Raw genomic sequence first — 791 nt, 5'->3', positions numbered from 1 at the left:
CTCATGATGCCGGGAATCTGGATGAGTCCTCCGCCACCACTAGCAGTGAATTCACCAAGCTTTTCTTGTGCATCAGCTAATGACTGTGCCAAACCATCTTGTGACATACCAAGCTGTTCAGCAGCATGTGAAAGAATTTGAAAGTTCTGTGTGCTAGTGTTTGCTCTATTTGCTAAAACAATCATCTCAGCATCCGCTTTAGCGGCTTGAATTGCCATTGCAGAAAGTCCAGCAAATGCTACTGCTGCACCACCCACCGCCATTCCTGTAAGTGCTGCACCTGCCATCAAAGCGCCACCACGCAAAGCTGCAACTTTTTCAGTGACATCACCAATAACAGACCCAATGCGTGTATTGCCAAGAGATGAATTAATTTGTTCCTTAAATTTGGAGAATAAATCAGTAGTTTTACCTGTCTCTTGACCTACATTTTTAATAGATTTTGCAGTCTTATCGCCTTGTTTCTCAGCATTACCTAGAGACTTATCTAAAGCATCGACTTCTTTTTTGCCATCTTTGGCGTCAACCACAATAACCAATCGGCTTACAGATTCAGGCATTTCACTCTCCAAATTCTAGGCAATAAAAAACCCGACACTTGGTCGGGTTATTGAATACTGCTTTTTAATCTAATTTAGCCTTGCAGGCAGGTGACATATTGGTTTTCTGATCATCTTTAATTAGTTTGTAGCTGCCACCAACTCCATATGCTAGTTCAAGATTTGTATTAGTTTCACTTTTAATGGCCCAGAAAGATCCGTCCTGCGTATAAACTTTATTGCCTACTTTCT

General features: G+C 41.5%; 1 pseudogene. It reads right to left on the bottom strand.

What is annotated here, in order from left to right:
- Nucleotides 1-560 (bottom strand): annotated as a pseudogene (locus tag J582_RS25450) (hypothetical protein); the annotation flags it as partial.
- Nucleotides 561-791: the final 231 nt, after the last annotated feature.

The organism is Acinetobacter sp. 1566109, from assembly GCF_000582255.1.
Taxonomy (GTDB): domain Bacteria; phylum Pseudomonadota; class Gammaproteobacteria; order Pseudomonadales; family Moraxellaceae; genus Acinetobacter; species Acinetobacter nosocomialis.
This window is presented reverse-complemented; position numbering and strand designations above follow the sequence as displayed.